We start from the raw sequence: 25,383 nt of genomic DNA on the forward strand, positions 1-25,383 counted from the left end.
CGTGCAGGGTGCGTAGCGCACCCTGCGGCCATCGCCATTCGCTCCGCTACTTCACTCGATTCTGTCCGCCTCATGTTTTCACGCTTCCCTGCTGTCCATCCCCGTGCTTCAATCATCCTGCGTGCCGCCACTGCCGGCCTGCTGGTTTTCCACATGACCCATGTATCTGCCGCAGCAGAGCGCGTGACCGAGCGGGTCGAAGCAGCGGCCAGAGCCCTGCTTGTGCAGCAAGCCGAACGCGCGGGACTGCGCGATCCGCTGGTTGAGGTGAGCGTGGTCAGAAACGGCCAGCCGGCGCCTGCCTGCGCGACGCCTGTCAAGCTCGAGAACATGGACACGCGGCAGCCAAGCCGCATGCGCATCGCCGCCATGTGCCCCGGCGCGGACGGATGGCGGCATGAGTTCATCGTGCGTGCCAGCGTATCGGCGCAGGTGCTGGTGGCCGCCACCGTCATCCCTGCCAGACAAGTCCTGGAGGCGACCGATCTGACATTGGAACGGCGCACGGTATCCACCACGCCGGACGCCATTTCCGAACCGCAGGAGGTCGTCGGCATGGCCGCCCGGCGGGCGATGCGTGCCGGCGACATCGTGCGCAAGAATGCGCTGATTGCGCCGACGCTCGTCAAACGCGGCGACGCGGTGCGCATCCTGGCCAGCAGGGAACAGATCGCGGTCAGCGTCGCAGGCGAGGCACTGGATGGCGGCACGCGCGGCGCGATCGTACGCGTGCGCAACGCGGCGAACGGCAACGTCATCCGCGCACGGGTCATCGCCAATGCCACGGTTGAACCTGCTGACATGCCGGTATCCATGCCCGCTCACTCCCCCGACTGAATCGACTGAATGCGCGTGGCCGTGCGCGCCAGTTTTTCGGCATACGCCGGATCGGTGGCGTAGCCGCCCTGTGCCAGTCCCTGCGCGAACGCCTGCGCATCGCCGCCGGCGTTGAGCGCGGCGTGGTAACGCGGATTGTTCAGCAGTAATTGCGCGTAATCACGGAACGCGCTGGCGCGATCCGGGTAGCTGCGAAATCGTTCTGCCTTCGCCACCGCGCTGCCGTCTTCGTATTCCGTCGTCATCGCCTGCGCGACATCGCCGCGCCAGCTGCCGCCCGCCTTGAGGCCGAACAGATTGTTGGTGTCGCCGCCGTCGGCCTGGCGCAGCGGCCGCCGTCCCCAGCCCGACTCCAGCGCCGCGTGCGCGGCGACGATATCGGGCGAGACGCCGAGACGCTTGCCGGCTTCCTGCGCCCACGGCGCGATGGAAGAGAGAAATTCCTGCTGCTCCGGACCGACGACTGCCGCGCCATCCGGCTGCACGCTCGCCCTGTAGGCCTGCCCTTCGACACTGAGCGACGGCAGATCGGCGTTTTGCGATCCGTTCTCGATGAACTCCATGACATCGGCATGCACTGAACCGAACGTGGCTGCGAAACTGTTGCTGCCGGACGCGGCGGAAAACGCCGGCGTAATGCGAACCGGTGCGGTCGCGGCGGTGGCGACAGTCGCTGTCGTGGGCAGCGGTGACATGTCAGACCGGAGCATAGATCTGTTCCTCGCCATGCAACACGCGCTGCATGATGCCGTGCTGGTCCATCAGCAGGTTGCAGTTGCGCGCATTGTGTTCCTTGCACTCGCGCACCAGCTCTTCGAGCGTTTGCCAGCCTGCTTCCAGCGCCTCGCGCGCCGGTCTGGTCAGAAGCGGAAACGTGTCGGACATGCTTGCACCTTCACCGAGCATCTCGGTCACCAGCGCGACCCGCTCCGCGCGGCGCAATTCCAGCGTCTCGACCAGCGTCGTGATGCGTTCGGCGACATCGTTCAGTCGGGCGGTTTCGTAACGCAGCGCAGCCATGAATTGCTCTTCAAGCATTGCTTGCAGTTCACGATAATCCCGCACGTCCTCACCCACGCCGCGCAGAAGGCGCGCCAGCGCATCCTTGCGCGTCATGGCTTGCTCCGATGGAAGCGCTCGATCAGACCGGCCAGCTTGGCCGCGTTGAAAGGCATTTCGCCTTTGGCCAGCGCCTCGCGCAAGGCCGCCACTTTCGCCTGATCGATATCGGGCATCTCGCGCAAGGCCGTCAGCGCCGGTTGCAACACCGCAGACTGCAATGCGCCGCCGGACGCGCTCGTCGATGCCGCCGATGCCGCCGATGCCGCCGGCGCGACCGGCTCGCCGGCTGCCGTCTCGGTGATCTGGCTGGTACCCGCAATTGGCGACGGGCCTGTGCCCGTTGAAATCTTCATTCGATTGCCTCTTGGTCTGGTTTGCATGTGATGTCAGCACGCGACGTCATGGCTGCCGCTGGAAAGATTATTGGTTCGCATGGGTGGCCCCGCCTTTTACCGGAATCAGCCGGGCGCGCAGGGCCTTGAGCGCATCGATGTCGGGCAGCGCGGAATCCACATCTTTGGTCAAGGGCTGAACCTCGCCCGGCATGCCGAACATGGAGGTGATCGCCTGCGCCTGGCCGCTGGTCAGGATCAGCAGTTCGATGCGGCGATTGACAGCCGCCGCCGGTTGCTTGTCATCGAGCGGCGCGCGATCCGCCATGCCGACCACCTGCAGGATGCCGTCGCCCGCCATGCCGCCCGCGAGCAGCTGGGCGCGCGCGGACATCGCACGATTGCTCGACAGCGTCCAGTTCGAGAAGGCCGCATGCCCCCCATCCGCATACTGCAGCGAATCGGTGTGCCCGACGATCAGCATCTGGTTTTCCATCTGCGCGAACAGCGGCCCCATCTTGCGCAGCAGCGCCTTGAAGCGATCGGTGGGAACGGAACTGCCGCGCACATACATCCCTTGTTTCTCCGTGTCGTGCAGCATCACGCGCAAGCCATACGGTGTGACGATGGTCTGCAGATTGCTTGCCAGCCCGCCTTCGGACGACAGGTTTTCCAGCACGCGCGACAGGGTTTCCAGATCGTCTTTCGATTCATAGCGGGTCTTCGCCGCAGGCGCGCCCGATGACGGGCCGGCAGGTCCGGTTTCGCCCCGACCGGGCATGAGTGCGCGTTCGATCATGCTGCCGCGCGGCCCGCCGATCGTCTCGGGCATGATGCTGCTTCCTTCAGCCACTTTGCTGTTGCCGCCGCCGTTATTCATCTCTTCCTGAATGGATTCCTTTTCGCGCGCAGCCATCACCCACAGCACCAGGAACAGGCACATGAGCGCCAGGCAAAAATCGGCGAACGCGACTTTCCATGCACCGCCGTGGCCGTCGTCATCGTGCTTGCGCGCGGCGCGCTTGATGACGGCTTCCTGGTGTTTGTCATGCTTGTCAAGCTTGTTTAGCACGTGGCCTGTCTCCTGCCCTGCGTTGCGGCGTTGCGTCGACTTCTTCGCGGTTTTCCAGGGCGTTGATCCAGCCTTCCAGTTTCGCAAAGCTCGGTTTGATGTTGAGCTGCACCAGTCGCCGTCCGGCATCGATCGCGAGCAGCGCCGGCTTGCCCGATACATGCGTGACCAGCACGACCTTGACGCATTCCAGCGTGGAGACTTCCTCGCTCACCAGCTGCTTCATCATGTTGCTGATCGGGTCCAGCACGCCGTAGCAGAAGAAGATGCCGATGAAGGTGCCGACCATCGCGGCTGCAACCTTCTCGGAAATCTCCGCAGCGCTGGCGCCATCGCCGACGGTGTTCATCGCCATCACGATGCCGAGCACCGCCGCCAGAATGCCGAAGCCCGGCATCGCCTCGGCGATCTTGTGCAGCGACTTGGACGGCTGGCACAGCTCGTCGTGAATGGCTTCCAGTTCCTGCTCCAGCACGCCTTCCAGTTCATGTCCGTTGATCTTGCCCATCGCCATCAGGCGGAAATTGTCGACGATGAAGGCAAGCAACTTGGGTTGTTCGAGAATCAGCGGATAACGCTGGAACATGGGGCTTTGCCGTGGCGCTTCGACGTGCGCATCCAGCGCCTTGAGTCCGCCGGCGGCGGTCTGCAACAGCTCGTACATGAGCAGCAGCAGCTGGCGCTGGAACTCCGAGTCCCGCTTGCGCATCATGATGATCTGCCGGAACTGCACCAGCATCTCGCCGAGTACGTGGCGCGGATTGCCCAGCACGAGGGCGCCGAGCGCGGCACCAGCGATGATGAGCAGCTCCACCGGCTCCCAGATGGCGTGCATGGCGCCGCCGCCGATCATGAAGCCGCCGAAGACGCATCCGAGGACGATGGCGATACCGACTAGTTGCTGCATTTTTCTACCCTTGCGACTCGTTGTGACTTGTAATGATTCATGCGCTCTTCAGGAAGCTTTTCATCTTCCGCAAAGCGCCCTTGTTCAGTTGGCAAACGCGTGCGTCCGTCAGGTCCAGCACCGCGGCAATTTCCTTGTAGCTGAGTTCGAACTCGTAATACATCTGCACCACGCGCTGCTCCCGTTCGTCCAGTTGCATCAGCGCCTGCTCCAGCGTGCGCCGCAGCATCAGCTGGTCCTCGGGGTTCGGCGTATCGGCGAACCTGCCTTCCATTTCCTGCACCAGCTCGTCGAAGCTGGCAAGCTGCTCCGCGTTCTCGTCCAGCTGATATGCCTGATAGGTCTCGGCAGTAATGCCCAGCGCCTGCGTGATCTCGGCCTCGCCCGGCTCGCGGCCAAGACGGCGGGTCAGTGCGCGCACGCTGTCGCGCAGCTTGTGGCTCTGCTGGCGCACCTCGCGCGGACGCCAGTCCTGCCGCCGCAGCTCATCGAGAATCGCGCCGCGGATGCGCATCGAAGCGAAGCCGCCGAAGCTCTCGTCCGGCGTGCCGTATCGCCGCAGCGCTTCCAGCAATCCCATCAATCCGATCTGTTCCATGTCCTCGCGATCGATCGCGCCGCCCACCTGCGAATTGAGCTGATACACGATGCGCTTGACCAGCGGCGCATACGCCAGCAGATGCGCCTGCTCGTCCGCGACGCAGCCTGCCGTCGCTGCCGACCGCACCTCTGCGTACTCCATCGCGTTTTGCACGAGCATCTCCATGCATTCACTCAATGATCAGCTTGCCGATCATGACTTCGGAAAATGGCTTGCTCTGGCGGTCGCGTGCATAACGATCGACCAGGGCGCGGTCGATTTCGACCGCAAGCTGGGTGACCGTCATCGCTTCTGCCTTCTCCAGCGAGTAGTTGGACAAGGCTTTCACCGCCTCGCTGCGCAGCATGGGAAGGTGCGACTTGGTGAGCTTTTCCTTGTCCTCCGTCGTCTTGAACACGAGTTCGGCGGCAAGGTAATGCGGCGTGGTTTCGCCGGCGCTACGCCGCAGCATGACGATCACCTTGTCGAGGCTGACGTATTTGTGGACGCGCGTATCGATGGCCGGCTTGTCCGCGGCCTTGCCGGCCGGGCTGGGGCTCATGCCCCACCATGTCGCGGCGGCCCCGGCGGCAGCGGCGATACCGATGATCAGGACAAATGCCAGTACGAGTTTGAGATTGTTCTTCATGTTCGGATCACTCAAGGTCTTTCAGAAAAGCGTAGGCAGAGGCCTCCTGATCGGCGTCGGCCAGGGCGCGGCCCGGCGTCTTGTCTTCCTGCCCGGGATTGCCCTGCCGCTGACGGCCTGCACTTTCCGCATCGCCCTGGCGCGGCGAGGCCGAGACCACCACCGCGACATCGTTGTACTGGCGCTGCACCAGATCCTGACGCAGACCGTCGCCGATGCCGTGCAGCTGGCGCAGCACCTCGCCATTGGACGCGCTCATGTGGACCTGCAATGCGCCAGCCTCATGACGGATCGAAATCTCGATGCGGCCCAGCATGGGCGGATCGAGACGGATCACGGCGTGTTCGCTGTTGCGGCCGAGTTGCACCTGCAGTCGTTCGCCCAGCGCTTCCCTGAGCGGCTGCTGCCATTGGGCCGGCGCGCCTGCCAGTTTGAGCGTGTCTGCGGATGCGCCGTTTGCAGCGCTCGCCGTGGCGGCGACGGTGTTGAAAGTCGGTGCGAAGTCCGCCGAGCCGCCGACATTGCCGCGCGGGACGGCAGCAGATGCGGCATCGGCTTCGCGCACGTTCGCCAGACGCGACGCGTCATGCAGCGGCGTTGCCGGATTGGCGTTGGCGCTCGCGGCGAGAGTGGCGACGCGGTGCAGTTGCATGTTCACGCTGGCGGTGCTGTCTGACAGCATGGCCGTTATCGGCGTCATCTGCGCTGCGCCCTGTTCCGCTGGCGTCGCCTGCGCACCGGGGTTCGTTGCGAGGATCGCGGCTTGCGGCATTTGCGCTTTCAGCGCAGGATCGGCGTCCGGCAGCATCGCCACGCCTTCCGTGGAGAACTGCACCATGGCGGCTGCAGTCGTTCCGTTCTGTATTGCGGGATCGCTGGCAGCCATTGCCAGTGCGGGCATGTCGAGCACGAGCGGCATCGCCGCATCTGTCAGTGCCGCTTCATCCTGTGTCTCGCCATGTGCAGTCGCAGGTGTATCACCTCCTTCCGCATGCATGGCATCGTCGCGCTCGAGACTGTGCAAGTCGGCATCCTTGCGCAACATCCTGAACAGCTGCGGAAACCGCCCGACATCCCTTGCAGCCGTGCCAGCATTCTCAGCGACCGTCTGCGGCGCTGGCGCCGGCTCCGTCGCTGACTCCTTGGCCGATGCCTGGCGCGCGCGCGGCGCAAGCATTGTCGATAACGAGTTGCTCATGTTCTGCCCTCTTCCAAATTGCTGCTCAACGCGTATGCGATCCAGCCTTCCTTGTGTTCCTGCATGTCACCCAGATGCTTGCCCACCCTCACCAGTTCGCGCGCGCAGTGTTCCTGCGCCTGTTGATGCGCGACGCGCAGCTTTTCCAGAGCGGCGCGCTCGTCTGGCGTCCATTCGCCTTGCGCTGCCAGCACAGGCAAGGCCGCAGCCAATTCACGATCGGCGGCGGCCGTGGCCTGCCAGTCGCCGGCGTCGGCTGCGGCGTGCAGGCGGTGCGTCAGCTTGCTCATGTGCGCCAGCTGCTTTTGCTTACTCATACTTCGCCTGCACGCCCAGCCAGCCCTGCCTGATCGTGTTGAGCAGTCCGGTGACTTCGTCCACGATCGTCGTGTCGAGTTGGACGCCGGCGGTGTAGAGCCGCCACGAGCAGTAGTCGTACAGCCGTCCGAGATTGGTGACGACCTCGCCGCCCGACTCGACATCGAGCGAACTGGACAGGCCGTTCAGTATCTCGACGCATTTATCCAGGCTGATCGCCTTCTGCTCGTAGCGTTTGGCGGCGATGTGCGCGCGGGCGCGCGCCAGCTCTTCCAGCAGGCCGTCCATCAGGATCAGCACCAGTTGCACCGGTGACGCACGGGCGGTCTGCGAGTCGAGATTGACCGCGTGGTAAGAGCTGTAGGCGTCGTGGTTCAAGATCGTTTTCTCATGGGTTAACTGTTGTCATTGCTGAAGAGCGCATCGAACATGCTGGAGGTCTGGCTCAGTTGCGACTGCAGGGTTTGCAGCTGCGTGTACTGGATCAGGTAACGCTCGTAGGCGCTGTTGTACTGATTGTCCAGCGTCGCCTGCCGCTCGGTGAACGAGTCCTGGAGCTTTGTCACCGCCGTCTTGCGCTGCGCGATCTGTCCGGTGGCGCTGTTGGTCCACAGGTTGAGATAGGTATCGAGGTCGCCCAGCACGCCGCTCTTGGTGGTGCCGCTGCTGCCGAACACCTGGGTCAGGCCGTCCGGATTGGTCGCCAGCTTTGCCTTCAGCTTGGTCTGGTCCAGCGACAGGCTGCCGTCGCGGTTTGCAATGACGCCGTAGTTCGCCAGAGTCAGGCCGCCGACGCTCTCGCGGATGGTGCTGACCAGGCGGCTGCGCAGCGCGCGCACGCCCGAGTCGTTGGCGAAGGCGGCAGCGGCCACGCCGTTCTGCGCATCGCCGCCGTTCGTCAGGCTGTCCAGCACTTCCTCGAGCTTGTTGTAGGCATCGACAAAGGACTGCACGTTGGCTGCGGTGGCGTTGTCGTCGCTGGCGACGGTCAGCGTGACCGGCGCTTCGCCGGTCGCCATCGCCTTGGTGAATGTCATGCTGACGCCGTCGATGGCGGTAAAGGTATTGGAAGACTGCTGCAGTTTCACGCCGGTGGTCTGCGCGCCCAGCCAGACGATGGCATCCTTCGCCGCGACCAGCTCGCTACCGTTCGACAGTGCAGTCTTCAGCGCGCCGGCCGCCACGCCGGTGGTGTCCAGCGAAATGGTGTTGGCAGCGCCAGCCGTGTTGGAGGTGAGCACGAGCTGCGATGCGCCGCCGACGGTCACGAAGGATGCGGTCACGAGCGAGTTGTTGTTCGGCGCGCCGTTGATGGCAGCCGCGATCTCTTTTGCCGACAGGTTGCCATCGCTGTCCGTGTCGGCCGCTTTCAGATCGACATTGAAGCTGAGGCTGCCCAGCTTCACGCTCATGGAATCAGTGGCGGAAACCGGCAGGCTGGTCAGGCCGCCATAGGTGACCTGGTTGGCGCTGGCGAGCTGCTCCACGAAAAAGGAATAGCTGCCGGCCGTTGCCGATGCGGATGCCGTCGCGCTGCCGACAGCCGTGTTGCTGAAGACGGCGGAGGTGGCGAGCGGGGTTTTCTTGCTCGACAGCGCGTTGATTGCGCTGTCAAAAGCGGTCAGGGCCGACTGCAGCCTGGTCAATGCGGTCGAGGTGCTCTGCGCCGCCTTGGATTGGGTGTCCAGCAGCGTTTGCCTGCCGGATGTGTAAGCCTCGGCCAACGCGGTGGCGGTTGTAACGGGATCGTAATTGGTGATGTTCATGTCGGCCTCTTATGAGAAGGAAATGGGAGTTCCCTTGTATAAGGCGACCGGATCCGCGCGAAACTGAAATGCCCCCTGGCCTTGCAAGATCGTCAATGCCATCACTGCTGCTCCCTGTGCCACATCTGCGTGGCAAGTTCGTCCTGCCGCTTGCGTTCCGTTTTCTCTTGCGCGGACAAGACGCGTCGTTCCTGTTGCTCCAGCACCTTGCCGAGCACCTCCTGTTTGCACCATGCCGCGGCAAGCGCGCGTTGCGTCACGGCCATGTCGGCTTCATGCAGGCCCAGTTCGACCCGGTGCGCGTCGGCCATCTCCATCACCGACTGCTTGTAATTTCCGCAATTGAGCGAAAGCGCCAAGGGCAGCGCGCCACTCGCGCCACCCGCTGCGCACAGGCCTTCCATGCGCTGCAGATTGTTCAGATAACGCTGACGCACGGCGGTCTTGGCGGCGATATCGGCTTGCAGGCGGTCCACCTCGCGCGCGCGCAGCGTCACCAGGGTGGACAGGCTTTTCATCGAAGGCTGCGTCATGCCATCAACTCCTCAAGCTGGGAGATGCAGGGCGACAGCGGCGCGGCTTCGGTCGTGCCCTGACAGAGAAAGTCCTCGATGCGCGGATTCAGTTTGACGGCGCGATCCGTCTCGGCGTCCGCGCCCGGCACATACGCACCCAGCGGAATCAGGTCGCTCACGCCGGCATAGCGTGCTGCCGTGGCCTTGAGCGCATGCGCCGCATGCAGGTGCGGCTTGCTGACTACCTGCGCCATGCAGCGGCTGATGGAAGCAGCAATGTCGATCGCCGGATAATGGCCGCGCTCGGCCAGCTCGCGCGTCAGCACGATGTGGCCATCAAGAATGGCGCGCGCGGTATCGACCACCGGGTCCTGCTGATCGTCGCCTTCGGCCAGCACGGTATAGATGGCGCTCATGCTGCCCTGCTCGTTTTCGCCGTTGCCCGCGCTTTCCACCAGTTGTGGCAGCAGTGAAAATACCGAAGGCGGATAGCCTTTCGTGGCGGGTGGCTCGCCCAGCGCCAGCGCCACTTCACGGCGCGCCATCGCGTAGCGCGTCAGCGAATCGACCAGCAGCAGCACATCCTTGCCCTGATCGCGGAAATGCGCGGCGATCGAATGGCACAGCTCGGTCGCCATCAGTCGCATCAGCGGCGATTCGTCGGCCGGCGCGATCACGACCACGCTCTTTTTCAAACCTTCCTTGCCCAGCGACAGTTCGACAAATTCGCGCACCTCGCGGCCACGCTCGCCGATCAGACCGACCACCACCACATCGACCACCGTCTGGCGCGTGATCAAGCCGAGCAGCACGCTCTTGCCCACGCCGCTGCCGGCCATCAGGCCGACGCGCTGGCCCTTGCCCAGCGTCAGCATGCTGTTGATGGCGCGCACGCCGACATCGAGCGGTTCGGTCACGCGTTTTTTCTTCAGCGGATGCACCTTCGGCGGCTGCGGCTCCAGCACATGCTCGCCGCCCAGCCGTCCGAGATCGTCGATGGGCTCGCCCAGACCGTTGACCATGCGTCCCAGCCAGGACGGACCGATCGACAGATTCACCTTGTCCGCGCAGGGCAGAACGCGCGCACCTGTGGTCAGCCCGACGGCCTTCTTGAACGGCATCAGGAAAGACAGCTTGTCGCGGAAGCCGACGACCTGCGCATCCAGCCAGTCGCCGCTGATGGTTTCGATCTGGCAGCGTTGTCCTGTGTACAAGGGACAGCCGGCGCTTTCCAGCAGCAGCCCCGATGCGCCGACCAGCCTGCCGGTCGGCGTGGCGACCGGCACCGAACCGAATTCGAGCTTGCGCAGTGCCTCGCTGATCATGCTGCCTGCCTCACCACCTTGAGTTGCGCGCCGTCGCCCGCTTCAGCCTCGTCCAGCAACTGCGTGCTGACCTGCTCGATGCAGGCCGCAAGACGCTGCTTGCAACCGGCATCGGCTTCATGGTCGCCGGCCTTGACGCGGCACTCGCCCGCTTCCAGACGCGTGTCAGGGATCAGCGACCAGCTCCTGGCGCGCTCCGGGTCCACCTCGAGAATGCGCTGCAACTCCGCCGGGTTGAGATAGACCTCGATCCCCTCGCGCACAGGCGGCATCGCCGCCAGCGTTTCGTCCACCAGCGCAAGCAGTTGCGTCGGTTGCAACGCCAGTTCGCAACGGATAACCTGACGCGCCACCTTGGCGACCAGATCGACCACTTCCTTGCGCAGCGCCGATTGATAATCCGCCTGCACCGTTTTCAATCCATTCAGCGCCGCATCCAGCGGGCTGGCGAGGCTGTCGAAGGACACCAGCGTTTCGCGGCGTCCGTCCGCGTGGCCCTGCTGCAAGCCTTCGCTGCGGCCGGTGTCGAAACCGTCCTGCCGCCCTTTTTCCAGACCCGCCTCGTAACCTTCGCGCCGGCCTTGTTCAAAACCTTCGGAGAGCGAGGACTGCCATTCGCCGGCTGCGTCGGCCACCAGCGGATCGGCCGCCGTGAGCTGTGCCAGCGGCGGGAAACGGTGCGGGCGGAAGTTCTTCATTCAACAACCGTTTCGGCAAACAACTGCACGTCGATTTCACCGGCATCGGCCAGCGCCTTGACCTGCTCCATGATTTCCTGCCGCGTCTGCTCGATGCGACTGAGCGGCATCGGGCCCAGACGTCGCATGACATCCTCGAAACTCTGCGCCTGACGGCGCGGCATCGTCTGCAGAATGGCGTCGCGCACGGCAGGCTCGGCACCCTTGAGCGCGACCGCCCATTGCTCGATCGCGACGTCCTCGATGATGCGCTGGAGCGTGGCTTCGGTCTGGGTTGCCAGAAGGGCGAAGTGGTACATGCTCATCTCGATCTGCGACACCACATCCGGATCGTGCGCGCGCAACAGCTCGACCAGCTGCTGGCGGTCGCCCGGCAGGCGGTTGAGAATCTCGGCAGCCTGGCGCACACCTTCGACGCTGGCGCTCTGCATGTCGAGACTGGAGAGGCAGCGGTCAACCAGCTCGTCCAGTTCCACCAGCAATTCACGGTCGATTTCATTGAGGCGCGCCACGGTGACCAGCAACAGATCGCGGCCTTCGGCCGGCAGCGCCTCCATGATGCTGCCCGCCAGCACCGGCGGCAGAAAGGCGAGAAAAACCGCCTGCATGCGGACGTGTTCGTTCGCGATGTAGTCGGCCAGCCATTTCGCCGAGGCCCACTGCAGGCGCGCCATCTTCGGCCGGATCGCGTCGCCGTAGATGTTGTTGAGCACGTTGTTGGCGATGTCGCCGCCCAGCGCCAGATCGAGCGAGCGCTTCAGATACGAGCGCGATGCGCCGTGCACGCCGCTTTGCTCGCGATAATCCTCGAAGAATTTCTGCATGGCCGTCTTGACGGCTTCGACCTTGATGCCGCTCATGCGCGACATCACCTGCGTCACTTCCAGCAGCTCTTCGCGCGACAGGCAGCGCAGCACGGCAGCCGCCGGTTCCTCGCCCATGCTCAGCAGGACGATGGCGGCCTGCTCCAGCGGGGACAAGTCATCGCCCGCAAGGACTGGCAGATTCGCGGCGTTATTGGGATCGGCCATTTTTTTGCACCCATTGTTTGACGACTTCAGCCACGCGTTCCGGCTCCTTGCTTGCCAGCACCTTCAAGTGATCGACCAGTACATCGACCGGGGAGCCGGGCGGCGGCAAATCGTAGTTCTCCAGCAGCGGCACCACCGGCATGCTTTTCTCCGCTGCGGGCGCGCCGAGCGCGATGGCCGGCGATGTCTCGCTCGCGGCCAGCGCCGGCGATGGCACTTCGGCGGCGCCCGGACCATCGAGGCGAATGTCGGGCACAGTCCGCAGCGGCGGCGCGATGCGGCCAACCAGCGCCTTGACCAGCGGGCGGATCACCAGCAGGAAGGCCAGCAGCAGGGCCACTGCATAGCCCAGCCATGAGCCGATGTCGATCACGTTGTCGCGCTCCTGCCACCACGTCACAGGCGCGGGTTTGGCGGGGAAGGCGAGTGTGGACACGACGAGGTTGTCGCCGCGCTCCGCGTCGATGCCGAGTCCGTTGCGCAGGATGCGATCGATGTTGGCGAGTTCGGCGGCGGTCCAGCCGGTCTTGGGCACCGGCGCGGCGGCGCTGTTGAGCACCACCGCCACGCTCAGCTTGTTCAGGCGGCCACGGCTGCGCTTGATCTGCGTGATCGAGCGGTCGTAGGCGAACTGGCGCGTGGTCGCATTCTTGCGCGCAGTGTTGCCTTCATCCGGCGCCTTGGCTCCGTCCGGTCCATTGTTTGCATTTGCCTGCATATCGATCGGCCGATTGCTCAGGGAACCCGGGATGCCGATCGCCTGGCGGTTGCGGTCCTGTTCATCGCGCATGGCCTCGCCGGTGACCTTGGGTGTGTCGCCGTATTTCTCGTGCGTTTCTTCCACGCGGTCGTTATCGACGACGGCGGTGGCGCTGACCTTGAAGTTGTCCTCGCCGATGACGGGTGCCAGCAGATCGCGCACGTTGCGGCGCGCCTCGTCCTGGAAGCGCCGCCCATTGTCATTGCCATTGACGGCCTCGAAGCCGTCTGTCAAATCGATGTGCGAAGACAGCAGATTGCCTGCCTGATCGACCAGACTCACGCGCTGTGGCGCGAGACTGGCGACGCTGCCGGCCACCATGTTGACGATGGCGGAAATCTGCTCCGGTCCCAGCGTGCGGCCCGGCTTGAGCGCGACGACCACCGACGCGGAACTCTTCTCGCCATCGCTGGCGACGAAGGAACTGGACTTGGCGATGGACAGATGCACGCGCGCCGAGGCAATCGCGTCGAGCGTCATGATGCTCTGCGCCAGCTCGCCTTCCAGCCCGCGCCGGAAACGCACGTCCTGCACGAACTGGCTGACGCCGAGCGGATCGCTGCGATCCATCAGTTCCAGACCGGCGGGCAGTTGCGCCGTCACGCCCTTGGCCGCGAGCAGCATGCGCGCCTTGCCCAGCATCGCATCGCTCACCAGCACCTGACCGCTGTCGGGATGAATGCGATAGGGAATCTGTTCAGCATCGAGCGTGGCCATCATGTCGGCCACGGCGACCTTTTCATGCGCGCCGAACACCGGCTTGTAGGCCGACTGGTCGCGCCAGAAATACATCAGCACCAGCGCGGTGATACCGATGGCGAGCACCGTCAGCGGCAGCAGGCTCTTGAGGAAGGCGGGAGGCAGCGTCGGCAGCGCGCCGGGACGCGAACGAAAACGCTCCACACCCGATTTGAAGGCGGCAATCACGTCAGGGGCTTTCGAGTGGGCTTACAGCGGCAGTTTGATGAGGTCGTCAACCGCACCCATCACCTTGTTGCGGACTTGCATCAGCATCGAGAACGAGAGGCTGGCCTCCTGGCTGGCGAGCATCGCGCCAACGAGATCATCGGTGCGCCCGCTATCGACCTCGGACATCTTCTCGCTCGCCACGCGCTGCTTGTCATCGACGCTGTGAACGGCGTCCTTCATGCTTTGCGCGAACGATACTGGTTGGTGCGCGCCGTCATTCGCTGTAGCGGCCGATGACGCCGGTGCGATGGCGATCAGACTGAGCGCATCTGCCTTGATCGATGCCATGTCCGTGCTGATCTTGTTGCCTAGTTCATATCCCATATCACCCAACCCCATTCTTCGCTGCAGGCAATGCCTGTTTTTTGTGCAACATTCCCAGATGTTTCAAAATGTTTCTGACGGGAAACGATCGCAGGTTAAACGATTTGCCGCGAAGCCGGTATCAGATGGGTCCGAGTGCGCACTAGGATTAATCCTATGAATTTCCGTGCGGCAATTAAGTAGAATCCCTATTCACTTTCCGGTGAGCTGCGGCTCCCGTCGGACGCATCCAATCCATTTCATGAACACGATCAAACAGACAAAATCGTCGCCGCTTCACCAGGTGCTGGACCCGTGTCTCCTTGGCCGTCCCGTTCATTTGCTCCATACATTCACGCTGCATTTGCGCGACGATCTGTCCGCGCTTTTTGCGAACATCAATCGCCGTTACAAGGCGGCATTCAAGGTCGGCGACGTGACGCTGACGCGCATGGACAAGCCCGAAGGCAGCGAGCGCTGGGTCGCATATCGCGCAAGCCAGGGGCAGATTGCGTTCTCGCTGGAGCGCAAAGTGTTGTTGAGCGTCCTCGATTACCGTTATGGCCGTCGCATCGACGCAACACCGGCAGCGCAATCCGGGGACGCGGTGCGCATCACCGCCACCGAAGAACGGCTGGCCGTGTCGCTCGGCATGCAATTGGCGGAAACGCTGGCGGCGCGAGTCGATGCATGGGAAGGCGCGGCAGCGCAGCCGCATGACTTCACCAGCGCGACGACATCTCCTCCGCGCAAGGGCGCATGGACCGTCTGCGTCGTGCTTGAAGACACGAGCATCGGCATGCAGGGCAAGCTGTGGTTCACGCTCGACGAGGCGTGGATGGCGCGGCTGCTGCGCGGCCTCGCGCCGGCGCGCGACAAGCTGAACAAACCGCTGGCGAACACGCAGCCGCTGGCCGCCCGCCTGCAGGTCACGCTGACGGGCCACCTGATGAGCAAGGAAATGCTGCTTGGCGAGCTGCTTGACGTCCGCGTCGGCGACGTCATCCCGATCAGCCTGGGACGCACCGATGTGCTGCTCGACGACTCGCGCCTGTTCACCGCTGCCGTCGCCGAACACCAGGGCAAGCTCTGCCTAACCTCTTTTGAAGATGTGGAATAGACACCATGACGATGATGAACGCGACCGAAAATACCGCTGCCAATACCTTGCTGGAAGGCTACATCGATGACGCTTTTGCCGAGCCCGACGCCGTCGACGTGACGGCCGCCGCACCGCGTCCGCAGCGCAATCTCCCCGACATGATGCGCAAGATCCCGGTCACCGTGACGCTGGAAGTCGGCTCGGCCCGTATCTCGCTGCAGGACCTGATGGCGATCGAGCAGGACAGCGTGCTCGAACTGGACCGGCTCGCGGGAGAACCGCTGGTGATCAAGGTCAACGGCACGCCGATCGGTCGCGCCGAGGTGGTGGTGTCGGGCGAAAACTACGGATTGAAAGTGATCGATCTCGATGGCTTGAACATGGATATCGTCACGTCATGAAATGCAGGTTGTTCGCGATCGCATCGCTGACCGCGCTGTCGCTGTCGCTGTTGCTGCTGTGCGAGCCCGCCTGGGCAGGCTCCATCGATCTGATCGGTTCTTCCGTCAACGGCGCGAAGACGGAATTCACGGTCAAGACGCAAATCCTGATCATCATGTCACTGCTCGGGCTGTTGCCCGTGATGATGATGATGATGACCAGCTTCACGCGCTTCGTGATCGTGCTGTCGCTGCTGCGGCAGGCGCTCGGTTTGCAGCAGGGGCTGCCCAATCGCATCGTCACCGGCATCGCGCTGATTCTCACGCTGCTGGTGATGCGGCCCATCGGCGACCAGATCTGGACGCAGGCCTTCCTCCCCTACGATCAGGACAAGATCGGCCTGGAGCAGGCCTTGAGGATTGCGGAAGCGCCGATTTCACGCTTCATGCTGGCGCAAACCAGCAAGGCCTCGCTCAAGCAGATGTCCTATCTCGCCGGCGAAAAGAACATTGAAAAGCCGCAGGACCACGCCTTCGTCGTCAAGCTGGCGGCGTTCGTCCTGAGCGAGTTGAAGACCGCGTTCCAGATCGGCTGCATGCTCTTCATTCCCTTTCTCATCATCGACCTCGTGGTGTCATCAGTGCTGATGGCGATGGGCATGATGATGCTGTCGCCGCTCGTGATCTCGCTGCCGCTCAAGCTGCTACTGTTCGTGCTGGTGGACGGCTGGACGCTGACGGTCAACACCCTCGTCACCAGCGTGCAGGCCTACTGATGCTGACGCCTGAAATCGCCGTCGATCTGGTCAGCGAGAGTTTGCACATCGTCATGCTGCTGGTCGCCCTGCTGGTGGTGCCGGGGCTCATCATCGGCCTGCTGGTCGCGCTGTTCCAGGCTGCCACGCAGATCAACGAGCAGACTCTCAGTTTCCTGCCGCGCCTGATGGTGACGCTGCTGGCCGTCATGCTGATGGGCCGCTGGATGGTCGGCTATCTGATGGACTTTTGCGTGTCCATCTTCCAGCGCGCGGCGACTCTGGTCGGATAGTGGTACATCGAGATGAAGCTGACAGATAAAGAAGGTAGGGTGGACACCTGTGCCCACGCCGAACCAAAGTTCACAACCGCGTGGGCACAGGTGCCCCCCCTACCAGCTTGCAGCGGGTAGCCGAGTCATCGTGGAACTCGTCTTCGGCCAGCTGCTCCCCTTGCTGAACGCCCTGTGGTGGCCGTTCTGCCGCATTCTTGCGATGTTGAGCGCCGCCCCTGTGCTGGGCGACAGCCTGGTGCCGGTGCCGATACGCATACTTGTCTCGCTGGTATTGGCGGTGGTCATGCTGCCGGTATCGCCCGGCACCACGGCGATCGATCCGTTCTCCATGCAAGGCATCGCCGCCACGGTGGAACAGGCGGTCATCGGCGGCATGCTGGGATTCGCCTTTCACCTCACCATGTCGGTCATCATGATGCTCGGCTACCTGGTGTCCTCGCAGATGGGCCTGTCGATGGCGGTGATGAACGACCCGATGAACGGCACGTCGTCCGACGTCATTTCCAGCCTGCTGTCGATGCTGTACATCGTCGTCTTTTTTTCGGTGGACGGGCATCTGGTGCTGACCGGCGTGATCGGCTCCAGCCTGCGCGCCTGGCCGGTCGGCTCGGGCTTCGAACCGCTGGCCCTGCAAACGCTGGCCTTCAACGTGGCATGGGCGTTTTCCGCGGCACTGTTGCTGGCGATACCGATGGTGTTTTCCACCATGGTGGTGCAGCTGGGTTTCGGCTTTCTCAACCGCGTTGCGCCGGCGCTCAATCTGTTCTCGCTCGGCTTCTCGGTCATCACGCTGTTCGGGCTGTTCATGCTCAGTCAGGTCGTGCGCTTCGTGCCGGAACACTATGTACGCATGACAGGCCAGGTGCTGGAAATGCTGCGGCAGCAAATGCAGCTGAGATAGGGTGAACCAGCGTGACTGACCAGACTCCAGGCGACAAGACCGAAAAGCCTTCGCACCAGAAGCTCAAGAAGGCGCGCGAGCAGGGACAGGTGGTGCGCTCGCGCGACCTGTCCACCGCCATCGGTATCCTGGTCAGCATCAAGCTGTTCGTGCTGCTGGTGCCCTCGTACCTGGAAGATTTCCGGCGACTGTTCCGCTACAGCTTTCTTCCGCTCGACAGCGAGGGCGCGATGGACAACGCCATGTCCATCATCTTCACCACGACCATGAGCCTGCTGATCAAGATGCTCCTGCCGCTGTTCGTGGTGCCGCTGTGCGTGGTGCTGGGCTCGATGGTGCCGGGCGGATGGGTGATCAGCACCAGCCACTGGATGCCGAAGCTGGAGCGGCTCAGTCCGGCCAGGAATCTGGGGAAATTGGTGACGCCCAGACATGGCTTCGAGCTGGCCGCGTCGATATTGAAGGCAGTCGCGTTGAGCTGCGTGCTGTGGCACCTGAGCCGCGCGGGCGTTGCCGACTATCTGCGGCTGCAAGGCATGTCGCTGGACAAGGCACTGCTGCAAGGGGCCAATCTGATGCTCGACGGCGTGATGAGCCTGTGCGCGATCTTCATCCTCTTCGCCGTGATCGACGTGCCGGCGCAGGCCTTCTTCTTCATGCGCGGACAACGCATGAGCAAGCAGGACATCAAGGAAGAGCACAAGTCCAACGAAGGCCGGCCGGAAGTCAGGCAGCGCATCCGCCAGCTGCAGCAGCAGGCGGCGCGGCGCACCGTGCGCAAGACTGTGCCCACCGCCGATGTCGTGATCGCCAACCCGGAGCATTACGCGGTCGCGCTCAAGTACGACGAAGATCGCGCGGAAGCGCCCTTCGTGGTCGCCAAGGGTGTCGATGAGATGGCGCTGTACATCCGCCAGATCGCCGTCGAACATGGCATCGAGACACTGCTGCTGCCGCCATTGGCGCGCGCCATCTACAACACCAGCCAGGTCAACCAGCAGATTCCCGCGCAGCTCTATCGCGCGGTATCGCAGGTGCTGAATTACGTATTACAGCTCAAGGCCTTCCGCAGCGGACGACGCCCGGCCGAGCCGCAATTCCCCAACGAGATCACCGTTGCATCTCATTTGAGTGAGGTTTCACCGTCATGAATTTCCTGAACCGCATGGTCGCTGAAATGCGCCGCCACAAGTTCGTCACGCCGCTGTTCCTGCTGGTGATTCTGGCGATGATCATCCTGCCGCTGCCGCCGCTGCTGCTGGACGTGCTGTTCACCTTCAACATCGTGCTGGCACTGATCGTCATCCTGGTCAGCGTATCGGCCAGGCGCCCGCTGGACTTCTCGGTGTTCCCGACGGTGATTCTCGCCACCACCATGCTGCGGCTGACGCTCAACGTCGCCTCCACCCGGGTGGTGCTGCTGCACGGACACGAAGGCACGCATGCCGCCGGTCAGGTGATCGAGGCCTTCGGCAACGTGGTCATCGGCGGCAATTTCGTGGTCGGCCTGGTGGTGTTCGTGATCCTGATGATCATCAATTTCGTCGTGGTCACCAAGGGCGCGGAGCGCATTTCCGAAGTGTCGGCGCGCTTCACGCTGGACGCCCTGCCCGGCAAGCAGATGGCGATCGACGCCGACCTGAACGCCGGCCTCATCAATCAGGAAAAGGCGCAGGCGCGCCGCCGCGATGTCGCCGCCGAGGCCGACTTCTACGGCGCGATGGATGGCGCGTCCAAGTTCGTGCGCGGCGATGCGATTGCCAGCATCCTGATCCTGATCATCAACATGGTCGGCGGCGTCGCCATCGGCGCGCTGATGTACGACCTGACGTTCTCCGACGCCTTCCGCCAATACGCGCTGCTCACCATCGGCGACGGTCTGGTGGCGCAGATCCCGGCGCTGCTGCTGTCGGCGGCGGCGGCGATCCTCGTCACCCGCGTCAGCGACTCCGGCGATTTCGAGCAGCAGGTCAGCGATCAGGTACTGACCTCGCCGACCGTGATCTACAGCGCCGCCGGCATGATGGTGGCGCTGGCGCTGATCCCGGGCATGCCGTCGCTGATGTTCCTGGCCTTTGCCGCGGTGCTGGGCTATGTCGCATGGCGTCTGAGCCGCCGGACCGGCAAACCGGCCGCCGCCGACATGGCCGCTGTCGAAGCGGCATTGCGCGAAGAACGCACGCAGGAACTGGAATGGCAGAGCCTGCCCATCGTCGAACCGCTGGCTGTTGCCGTAGGCTACAAACTGGTCGGTCTGATCGACAAGGCGGAAGGCGCGCCGCTGACCAGGCGCATCAAGGGCGTGCGCCAAAGCCTGAGCGAAGCGATGGGCCTGCTGCTGCCGCCCATCGGCGTGCGCGACGATCTGGGGCTGAAACCGACTCAATACACGATCCTGCTTGGCGGCACCGCCATCGCCCAGGCCGAAGTCTTCGCCGACCGCCTGATGGCGATTCCCTCGCCCAACATCTACGGCCAGATCGACGGCATTCCGGGCGTCGAACCGGCTTACGGCATGCCGGTCACCTGGATTGCTGCAGAAGACAAGGCCCATGCGCTGGGACTGGGCTATCAGGTGGTGGAAGCACCAAGCGCAATCGCGACCCACGTCGCCAAGTTGATCCGCGACCACCTGCACGAATTGCTGCGCCATGAGGATGTGCCTGCACTGCTGGAACGGCTGGCGGCGCTTGCACCAAAGCTGTCCGCCGCGCTGGAGAAGGCACTGACGCACACGCAACTGCTGCGCGTGTTCCGCGTGCTGCTGACCGAGAACGTGTCGCTCAAGGATATCGTGCCGATCGCCACCACCCTGCTCGACAGCTCGGAAACCACCAAGGACCCGATCCTGCTGGCAGCCGAAGTGCGCTGCACGCTGCGCCGCCAGATCGTCGCGGGGCTGTACGGGCAGAAGACCGAGATGAAAGCCTTCAACATCGGCAGCGAACTGGAAAACATGCTGCTCGGCTCGCTGAACCAGGCGCGGCAAGGCGGCAAGGTCGCGCTGGACAACTACCCGATCGATCCCAATCTGCTTGCCCAGCTGCAGATCAACATGCCCATCGCCCGCGATCAGATGAAGCAGCAGTCAACGCCGCCCATGCTGCTGGTGCTGCCGCAGATCCGGCCGTTGCTGGCGCGCTATGCGCGGCTGTTCGCGCCGGGGCTGCACGTGCTGTCCTACAACGAGATTCCCGAGCAGCGGGACGTCAGCATCATCGGGACGGTCGGCTGACCGCCGCAGGCAGCGGGCGGAGAATCATCCGGCGGAAATAAAAAAGCCAACCGCATGTGCGGTTGGCCCGGTGCTTCGTCTCATGGCGCAGGTGCGAAGACCTGCTCCGCATGCACCATGAAAGGCGGCGATTACTGCAGCAGCGACATGACCAGTCCGGACATGCTGTTGCTCTGCTTGAGCATCGCGGTGCCGGCTTGCGTCAGCATTTGCTGGGTCGTCATGTTCGAGCTTTCGGCAGCGTAGTCAACGTCCATGATGCGGCCGGTGGCGGCCTTGGTGTTGGTGCTGATGTTCGACAGGTTGTTGTACACGTGGTCCAGACGGTTGGACGTCGCACCCAATGTCGAACGGACCTCGCCGACTTCCGTGATGGCGGCGCTGATCGTGTCGATGATCGTGTTGGCAGAACCTGCGGCGGTCAGTTCCGTGCCGGGGCCGGCAGCAACGGTGCCGGTGCCGTCATACAGCGCGCTGGTGCCCCCGAGCGCGGTGTGCAGATCGCCCATGGCCGTGCTCAGGTCCAGCTCCATCGTTTCGGCAGTGCTGGCACCGATCTGGAAATTGATGGGACCTGCCTCGAGCGTACCTCCGCCCTCCTTGAAAAGTGCAGCGCCGCCGAACGAGGTGTTGGCCATGATGTTGGTCAGTTCCAAACCGAGCGCGTCGTATTCGGACTGCATCGCGGTCTTGTCATCGGCGTTGGACGAGGCGTCGGCTGCCTGCGTCGCCAGATCCTTCATGCGCACCAGGATGCTGGTGACTTCCTCGAACGCGCCTTCGGCGGTCTGCATCATCGAGATGCTGTTCTGCGTGTTGCGCATGGCCATCGCCATGCCGCTGGTCTGCGCCTTCAGGCGCGTCGCGATCTGCAGGCCGGCAGCGTCGTCCATGGCCGAATTGATGCGGAAACCCGTGGACAGGCGCGTCATCGAGGTCGACAGCTTGTTCTGGGTCGAACCGACCGAATTCTGTGCGGACAGGGCCGAGGCGTTGGTGTGAAGACTGAGCATTGTTTGACTCCTGATGGATTTGGATCAGTTCGGAGCACCGGATTCGATGCCCTCTCCTGTTCAAGGCGACCATCGGGACGCTCGCATTAAATATCAGGCCGCTGCTGTTGCGATCCTTTCCAGCGGCATACCGCTCTCCTGTCATCCGGCGGGCTAAAAAAAAAAGCCAACCGCAAGTGCGGTTGGCCCGGTGCTTCGTCTCATGGCGCAGGTACGACGGCTTATTCCGCCGCATGCGCCATGAAAGATGGCGATTACTGCAGCAGCGACATGACCAGTCCGGACATGCCGTTGCTCTGCTTGAGCATCGCGGTGCCGGCTTGCGTCAGCATTTGCTGGGTCGTCATGTTCGAGCTTTCGGCAGCGTAGTCAACGTCCATGATGCGGCCGGTGGCGGCCTTGGTGTTGGTGCTGATGTTCGACAGGTTGTTGTACACATGGTCCAGACGGTTGGACGTCGCACCCAGTGCCGAACGGACCGAGCCGACGGTCTTGATGGCGGTGCTGATCTTGTCGATGGTCGTGTTGGCAGTGCCTGCGGCGGTCAATTCCGTGCCGGCAGCACCTGCACCGCCGGTGGACGAGTAACGCGCGCTGGTTGCAAGGACGTCGGCATGCAGCGTGACCATGTTGGCGCTCAGATTCAGAGTCATCTTTTCGGCAGTGCTGGCGCCGATCTGGAAATTGAGGCCGGCTGCTGCGGACAGCGTGCCGGTCGTGCCTGCGAAAAGCGCGGCGCCGCCGAACGAGGTGTTGGCCATGATGTTGGTCAGTTCCGAACCGAGCGCATCGTATTCGGACTGCATCGCGGTCTTGTCATCGGCGTTGGACGAGGCATCCGCTGCCTGCGTCGCCAGATCCTTCATGCGCACCAGGATGCTGGTGACTTCCTCGAACGCGCCTTCGGCGGTCTGCATCATCGAGATGCTGTTCTGCGTGTTGCGCATGGCCATCGCCATGCCGCTGGTCTGCGCCTTCAGGCGTGTCGCGATCTGCAGGCCGGCAGCGTCGTCCATGGCCGAATTGATGCGAAAGCCCGTGGACAGGCGCGTCATCGAGGTCGACAGCTTGTTCTGGGTCGAGCCGACCGAATTCTGCGCGGACAGGGCCGAGGCGTTGGTGTGAAGACTGAGCATTGTTTGACTCCTGATGGATTTGGATCAGTTCGGAGCACCGGATTCGATGCCCTCTCCTGTTCAAGGCGACCATCGGGAGATGCGCATTAAATCCGTCCTGCAACAAAATTTCCGGGCAGCGCGATGTCAGCATCATCTGCCCGGTCGTCGGATAGCGGCAGGCAGCGATGGCGAAGAAAACAGGAGCACGACTTCTGCCGCAGCCCTGAACAGCGCCGGAGACAAACCGGTCTGCGGGTTCAAGCCATGGGCGCTGACACGCGGCGCACTGCGCAGCAGGCGGCAGCGCGCGACGCGCAGATCGGCGCGTCCAATCGACGAGATGATTTCCGGCAGCAGCTTGCGCAAGGGCGGCAAGGCCTTTTCCTCGCAGTACAGCTCCAGCAAAACGTCGCCGGAAGCCAGTTGCATCTGGACGACAACACGCCCCATGCCCGGCAGGATCGATTCCAGCAGCAGCGCAATCGTCGTGCGGCGGCCTTTCCGTTGCCGTTCCTGCCGCTGCTTCTGCTTTTCACTCCGCGTCACCTCGTCCTCATACGCCTGTAGCACATTCAGCATCACCCGATGCGAGCCGTACGCCGAAGGCGCAAACAGCCATTGCTCGGCGCCTGCCACGGCGCGTCCCGCGGGCATCGCGGCAGGCAGGCGCAGCTCAAGCAGCTGCTCGGGAAACGATGCATGCCGCTCCAGATAGCCCTGCGCCATCGCACGCCACGACGCCGCCAATGCCGCCGCATCCGGGCGTTGCGGCACCACCTGCCGCAGCAGCGCCACCTGGTCGAGCCGCATCGCGGCGGTCTGACCGGGCGCAACGGCATCTGCCGAAATGCTGACGGAAATGTGCGTTGAGCGCGCCGACGTGCCGGAAAAGGCAAGCTCAAGACGGGGCGTGGTGGCAAGCACGCGCAGGTTCAGCATCTCGCCGGGCGTCAGGCTGTGCGCCAGGCTGCCCAGCCCGGTCAATCGCAACTGAAGGCCGTCCGCCGTCGTGGCAAGCATCTCGTCCGCGCCGATCGCATCGAGCGTGAGCCGGACCATCTCGCCCGGCACGAAACGGTGCGCGTTGCCGGTGCTGTTCTGCACCGGCGGCAACGAGACCGCTGCCGCGATCCTTTCCAGTGGCATACCGCTCTCCTGTCATCCGGCGGGCTAAAAAAAAGCCAACCGCAAGTGCGGTTGGCCCGGTGCTTCGTCTCGTGGCGCAGGTACGAAGACCTGCTCCGCGTGCGCCATGAAAGGCGACGATTACTGCAGCAGCGACATGACCAGTCCGGACATGCCGTTGCTCTGCTTGAGCATCGCGGTGCCGGCTTGCGTCAGCATTTGCTGGGTCGTCATGTTCGAGCTTTCGGCAGCGTAGTCAACATCCATGATGCGGCCGGTGGCGGCCTTGGTGTTGGTGCTGATGTTCGACAGGTTGTTGTACACATGGTCCAGACGGTTGGACGTCGCGCCCAGTGCCGAACGGACCGAGCCGACGGACTTGATGGCGGTGCTGATCACGTCGATGGTCGTGTTGGCAGTGCCTGCGGCGGTCAGTTCCGTGCCGGGAGCACCGGCAGCGCCGGTGGACGAGTAACGCGCGCTGGTCAAGCCGACGTTGGTGTGCAGCGTGGCCATGTCGGTGCTCAGATTCAGAGTCATCTTTTCGGCAGTGCTGGCGCCGATCTGGAATGTGAGGCCGGCTGCCAGGGAGAGCGTGCCGGTCGTGCCCTTGAAAAGCGCAGCGCCGCCGAACGAGGTGTTGGCCATGATGTTGGTCAGTTCCGAGCCGAGCGCGTCGTATTCGGACTGCATCGCGGTCTTGTCATCGGCGTTGGACGAGGCATCCGCTGCCTGCGTCGCCAGATCCTTCATGCGCACCAGGATGCTGGTGACTTCCTCGAACGCGCCTTCGGCGGTCTGCATCATCGAGATGCTGTTCTGCGTGTTGCGCATGGCCATCGCCATGCCGCTGGTCTGTGCCTTCAGGCGCGTCGCGATCTGCAGGCCGGCGGCGTCGTCCATGGCCGAATTGATGCGGAAACCCGTGGACAGGCGCGTCATCGAGGTCGACAGCTTGTTCTGGGTCGAGCCGACCGAATTCTGCGCGGACAGGGCCGAGGCGTTGGTGTGAAGACTGAGCATTGTTTGACTCCCGATGAATTTGGATCAGTTCGGAGCACCGGATCGGATGCCCTCTCCTGTTCAAGGCGACCATCGGGAGGCCCGCATTAAATGCGCAGGCGAAATTATTTTTC

General features: G+C 63.4%; 29 protein-coding genes. 8 read left to right on the plus strand and 21 right to left on the minus strand.

The window, feature by feature from the left end:
* The first annotated feature begins 153 nt into the window (after window positions 1-153).
* Window positions 154-837 (plus strand): flagellar basal body P-ring formation chaperone FlgA, encoded by a 684-nt coding sequence (flgA, locus tag D3870_RS20010; protein WP_119743170.1) that lies wholly within the window; start codon window positions 154-156, stop codon window positions 835-837.
* On the opposite strand, the gene flgJ is transcribed toward flgA, so the two are convergent.
* The 17 genes from flgJ to fliE form a co-directional block, all read right to left on the minus strand.
* The gene (gene flgJ, locus D3870_RS20015; RefSeq protein ID WP_119742826.1) at window positions 822-1,547 is read right to left on the minus strand and encodes a flagellar assembly peptidoglycan hydrolase FlgJ; all 726 of its coding nucleotides are present in this window, start codon (window positions 1,545-1,547) and stop codon (window positions 822-824) included. The genes flgA and flgJ overlap by 16 nt on opposite strands.
* Window positions 1,534-1,953, minus strand: a complete 420-nt coding sequence (gene flgN / locus D3870_RS20020) for a flagellar export chaperone FlgN (protein ID WP_119742828.1) — start codon at window positions 1,951-1,953, stop codon at window positions 1,534-1,536. Before flgN ends, flgJ begins: the two co-directional genes overlap by 14 nt.
* Window positions 1,950-2,252 (minus strand): flagellar biosynthesis anti-sigma factor FlgM, encoded by a 303-nt coding sequence (gene flgM, locus D3870_RS20025; RefSeq protein WP_119742830.1) that lies wholly within the window; start codon window positions 2,250-2,252, stop codon window positions 1,950-1,952. Before flgM ends, flgN begins: the two co-directional genes overlap by 4 nt.
* 67 nt (window positions 2,253-2,319) lie before the next feature.
* Window positions 2,320-3,303 carry a flagellar motor protein MotB gene (locus tag D3870_RS20030; RefSeq protein WP_119742832.1) on the minus strand — a complete coding sequence of 328 codons (984 nt, stop codon included), beginning with the start codon at window positions 3,301-3,303 and terminating at the stop codon, window positions 2,320-2,322.
* Window positions 3,287-4,210, minus strand: coding sequence for a flagellar motor stator protein MotA (gene motA / locus D3870_RS20035; protein ID WP_119742834.1), 924 nt, complete (start codon window positions 4,208-4,210; stop codon window positions 3,287-3,289). The genes D3870_RS20030 and motA overlap by 17 nt, the downstream gene beginning before the upstream one ends.
* 37 nt (window positions 4,211-4,247) lie before the next feature.
* Window positions 4,248-4,970 carry an RNA polymerase sigma factor FliA gene (gene fliA / locus D3870_RS20040; RefSeq protein WP_119743171.1) on the minus strand — a complete coding sequence of 241 codons (723 nt, stop codon included), beginning with the start codon at window positions 4,968-4,970 and terminating at the stop codon, window positions 4,248-4,250.
* 10 nt (window positions 4,971-4,980) lie between these two features.
* Window positions 4,981-5,439: a flagellar basal body-associated FliL family protein gene (locus tag D3870_RS20045; protein ID WP_119742836.1), complete on the minus strand. Its 459-nt coding sequence runs from the start codon at window positions 5,437-5,439 to the stop codon at window positions 4,981-4,983.
* A 7-nt stretch (window positions 5,440-5,446) separates the two neighbouring features.
* Window positions 5,447-6,637: a flagellar hook-length control protein FliK gene (locus D3870_RS20050; protein ID WP_199710836.1), complete on the minus strand. Its 1,191-nt coding sequence runs from the start codon at window positions 6,635-6,637 to the stop codon at window positions 5,447-5,449.
* The gene (gene fliT / locus D3870_RS20055; RefSeq protein ID WP_119742838.1) at window positions 6,634-6,954 is read right to left on the minus strand and encodes a flagellar protein FliT; all 321 of its coding nucleotides are present in this window, start codon (window positions 6,952-6,954) and stop codon (window positions 6,634-6,636) included. The genes D3870_RS20050 and fliT overlap by 4 nt, the downstream gene beginning before the upstream one ends.
* A complete protein-coding gene (fliS, locus tag D3870_RS20060; protein ID WP_119742840.1) occupies window positions 6,947-7,336 on the minus strand; it encodes a flagellar export chaperone FliS in 390 nt (129 codons plus the stop codon). Before fliS ends, fliT begins: the two co-directional genes overlap by 8 nt.
* 14 nt (window positions 7,337-7,350) lie before the next feature.
* A complete protein-coding gene (gene fliD, locus D3870_RS20065) occupies window positions 7,351-8,721 on the minus strand; it encodes a flagellar filament capping protein FliD (RefSeq protein ID WP_199710838.1) in 1,371 nt (456 codons plus the stop codon).
* A gap of 101 nt (window positions 8,722-8,822) precedes the next feature.
* On the minus strand, window positions 8,823-9,254 hold the full coding sequence (locus D3870_RS20070) for a flagellar FliJ family protein (protein ID WP_119742841.1): 432 nt from the start codon (window positions 9,252-9,254) through the stop codon (window positions 8,823-8,825).
* Entirely contained in the window at window positions 9,251-10,561 is a 1,311-nt protein-coding gene (gene fliI / locus D3870_RS20075) for a flagellar protein export ATPase FliI (protein ID WP_119742842.1), read from the minus strand. Before fliI ends, D3870_RS20070 begins: the two co-directional genes overlap by 4 nt.
* A complete protein-coding gene (fliH, locus tag D3870_RS20080; protein WP_119742843.1) occupies window positions 10,558-11,259 on the minus strand; it encodes a flagellar assembly protein FliH in 702 nt (233 codons plus the stop codon). Before fliH ends, fliI begins: the two co-directional genes overlap by 4 nt.
* Entirely contained in the window at window positions 11,256-12,290 is a 1,035-nt protein-coding gene (locus tag D3870_RS20085; RefSeq protein WP_119742844.1) for a flagellar motor switch protein FliG, read from the minus strand. The genes fliH and D3870_RS20085 overlap by 4 nt, the downstream gene beginning before the upstream one ends.
* The gene (gene fliF / locus D3870_RS20090) at window positions 12,274-13,977 is read right to left on the minus strand and encodes a flagellar basal-body MS-ring/collar protein FliF (protein WP_119742845.1); all 1,704 of its coding nucleotides are present in this window, start codon (window positions 13,975-13,977) and stop codon (window positions 12,274-12,276) included. The genes D3870_RS20085 and fliF overlap by 17 nt, the downstream gene beginning before the upstream one ends.
* 21 nt (window positions 13,978-13,998) lie before the next feature.
* Window positions 13,999-14,343: a flagellar hook-basal body complex protein FliE gene (gene fliE / locus D3870_RS20095; RefSeq protein ID WP_119742846.1), complete on the minus strand. Its 345-nt coding sequence runs from the start codon at window positions 14,341-14,343 to the stop codon at window positions 13,999-14,001.
* A 241-nt stretch (window positions 14,344-14,584) separates the two neighbouring features.
* Here fliE and D3870_RS20100 point away from each other — a divergent pair, with 241 nt between their 5' ends.
* From D3870_RS20100 to D3870_RS20130, 7 genes are all read left to right on the plus strand, one after another.
* A complete protein-coding gene (locus D3870_RS20100) occupies window positions 14,585-15,442 on the plus strand; it encodes a FliM/FliN family flagellar motor switch protein (protein WP_119742847.1) in 858 nt (285 codons plus the stop codon).
* 14 nt (window positions 15,443-15,456) lie between these two features.
* Window positions 15,457-15,825: a flagellar motor switch protein FliN gene (fliN, locus tag D3870_RS20105; protein ID WP_119743174.1), complete on the plus strand. Its 369-nt coding sequence runs from the start codon at window positions 15,457-15,459 to the stop codon at window positions 15,823-15,825.
* Window positions 15,822-16,580, plus strand: a complete 759-nt coding sequence (gene fliP, locus D3870_RS20110; protein WP_119742848.1) for a flagellar type III secretion system pore protein FliP — start codon at window positions 15,822-15,824, stop codon at window positions 16,578-16,580. Before fliN ends, fliP begins: the two co-directional genes overlap by 4 nt.
* The gene (fliQ, locus tag D3870_RS20115) at window positions 16,580-16,852 is read left to right on the plus strand and encodes a flagellar biosynthesis protein FliQ (protein WP_119742849.1); all 273 of its coding nucleotides are present in this window, start codon (window positions 16,580-16,582) and stop codon (window positions 16,850-16,852) included. The genes fliP and fliQ overlap by 1 nt, the downstream gene beginning before the upstream one ends.
* A 130-nt stretch (window positions 16,853-16,982) precedes the next feature.
* Window positions 16,983-17,756: a flagellar biosynthetic protein FliR gene (locus tag D3870_RS20120; protein ID WP_119742850.1), complete on the plus strand. Its 774-nt coding sequence runs from the start codon at window positions 16,983-16,985 to the stop codon at window positions 17,754-17,756.
* 11 nt (window positions 17,757-17,767) lie between these two features.
* On the plus strand, window positions 17,768-18,907 hold the full coding sequence (gene flhB / locus D3870_RS20125; protein WP_119742851.1) for a flagellar type III secretion system protein FlhB: 1,140 nt from the start codon (window positions 17,768-17,770) through the stop codon (window positions 18,905-18,907).
* Window positions 18,904-20,991, plus strand: a complete 2,088-nt coding sequence (locus tag D3870_RS20130; protein WP_119742852.1) for a flagellar biosynthesis protein FlhA — start codon at window positions 18,904-18,906, stop codon at window positions 20,989-20,991. Before flhB ends, D3870_RS20130 begins: the two co-directional genes overlap by 4 nt.
* Window positions 20,992-21,122: 131 nt before the next feature.
* On the opposite strand, the gene D3870_RS20135 is transcribed toward D3870_RS20130, so the two are convergent.
* The 4 genes from D3870_RS20135 to D3870_RS20150 form a co-directional block, all read right to left on the minus strand.
* The gene (locus tag D3870_RS20135) at window positions 21,123-22,004 is read right to left on the minus strand and encodes a flagellin N-terminal helical domain-containing protein (protein ID WP_119742853.1); all 882 of its coding nucleotides are present in this window, start codon (window positions 22,002-22,004) and stop codon (window positions 21,123-21,125) included.
* 254 nt (window positions 22,005-22,258) lie between these two features.
* The gene (locus D3870_RS20140; protein ID WP_119742854.1) at window positions 22,259-23,140 is read right to left on the minus strand and encodes a flagellin N-terminal helical domain-containing protein; all 882 of its coding nucleotides are present in this window, start codon (window positions 23,138-23,140) and stop codon (window positions 22,259-22,261) included.
* Window positions 23,141-23,272: 132 nt separating this feature from the next.
* Window positions 23,273-24,268: a hypothetical protein gene (locus tag D3870_RS20145; protein ID WP_119742855.1), complete on the minus strand. Its 996-nt coding sequence runs from the start codon at window positions 24,266-24,268 to the stop codon at window positions 23,273-23,275.
* A 120-nt stretch (window positions 24,269-24,388) separates the two neighbouring features.
* Window positions 24,389-25,270, minus strand: coding sequence for a flagellin N-terminal helical domain-containing protein (locus tag D3870_RS20150; RefSeq protein ID WP_119742856.1), 882 nt, complete (start codon window positions 25,268-25,270; stop codon window positions 24,389-24,391).
* Window positions 25,271-25,383: the final 113 nt, after the last annotated feature.

It is taken from the genome of Noviherbaspirillum cavernae, assembly GCF_003590875.1.
Classification (GTDB): domain Bacteria; phylum Pseudomonadota; class Gammaproteobacteria; order Burkholderiales; family Burkholderiaceae_D; genus Noviherbaspirillum; species Noviherbaspirillum cavernae.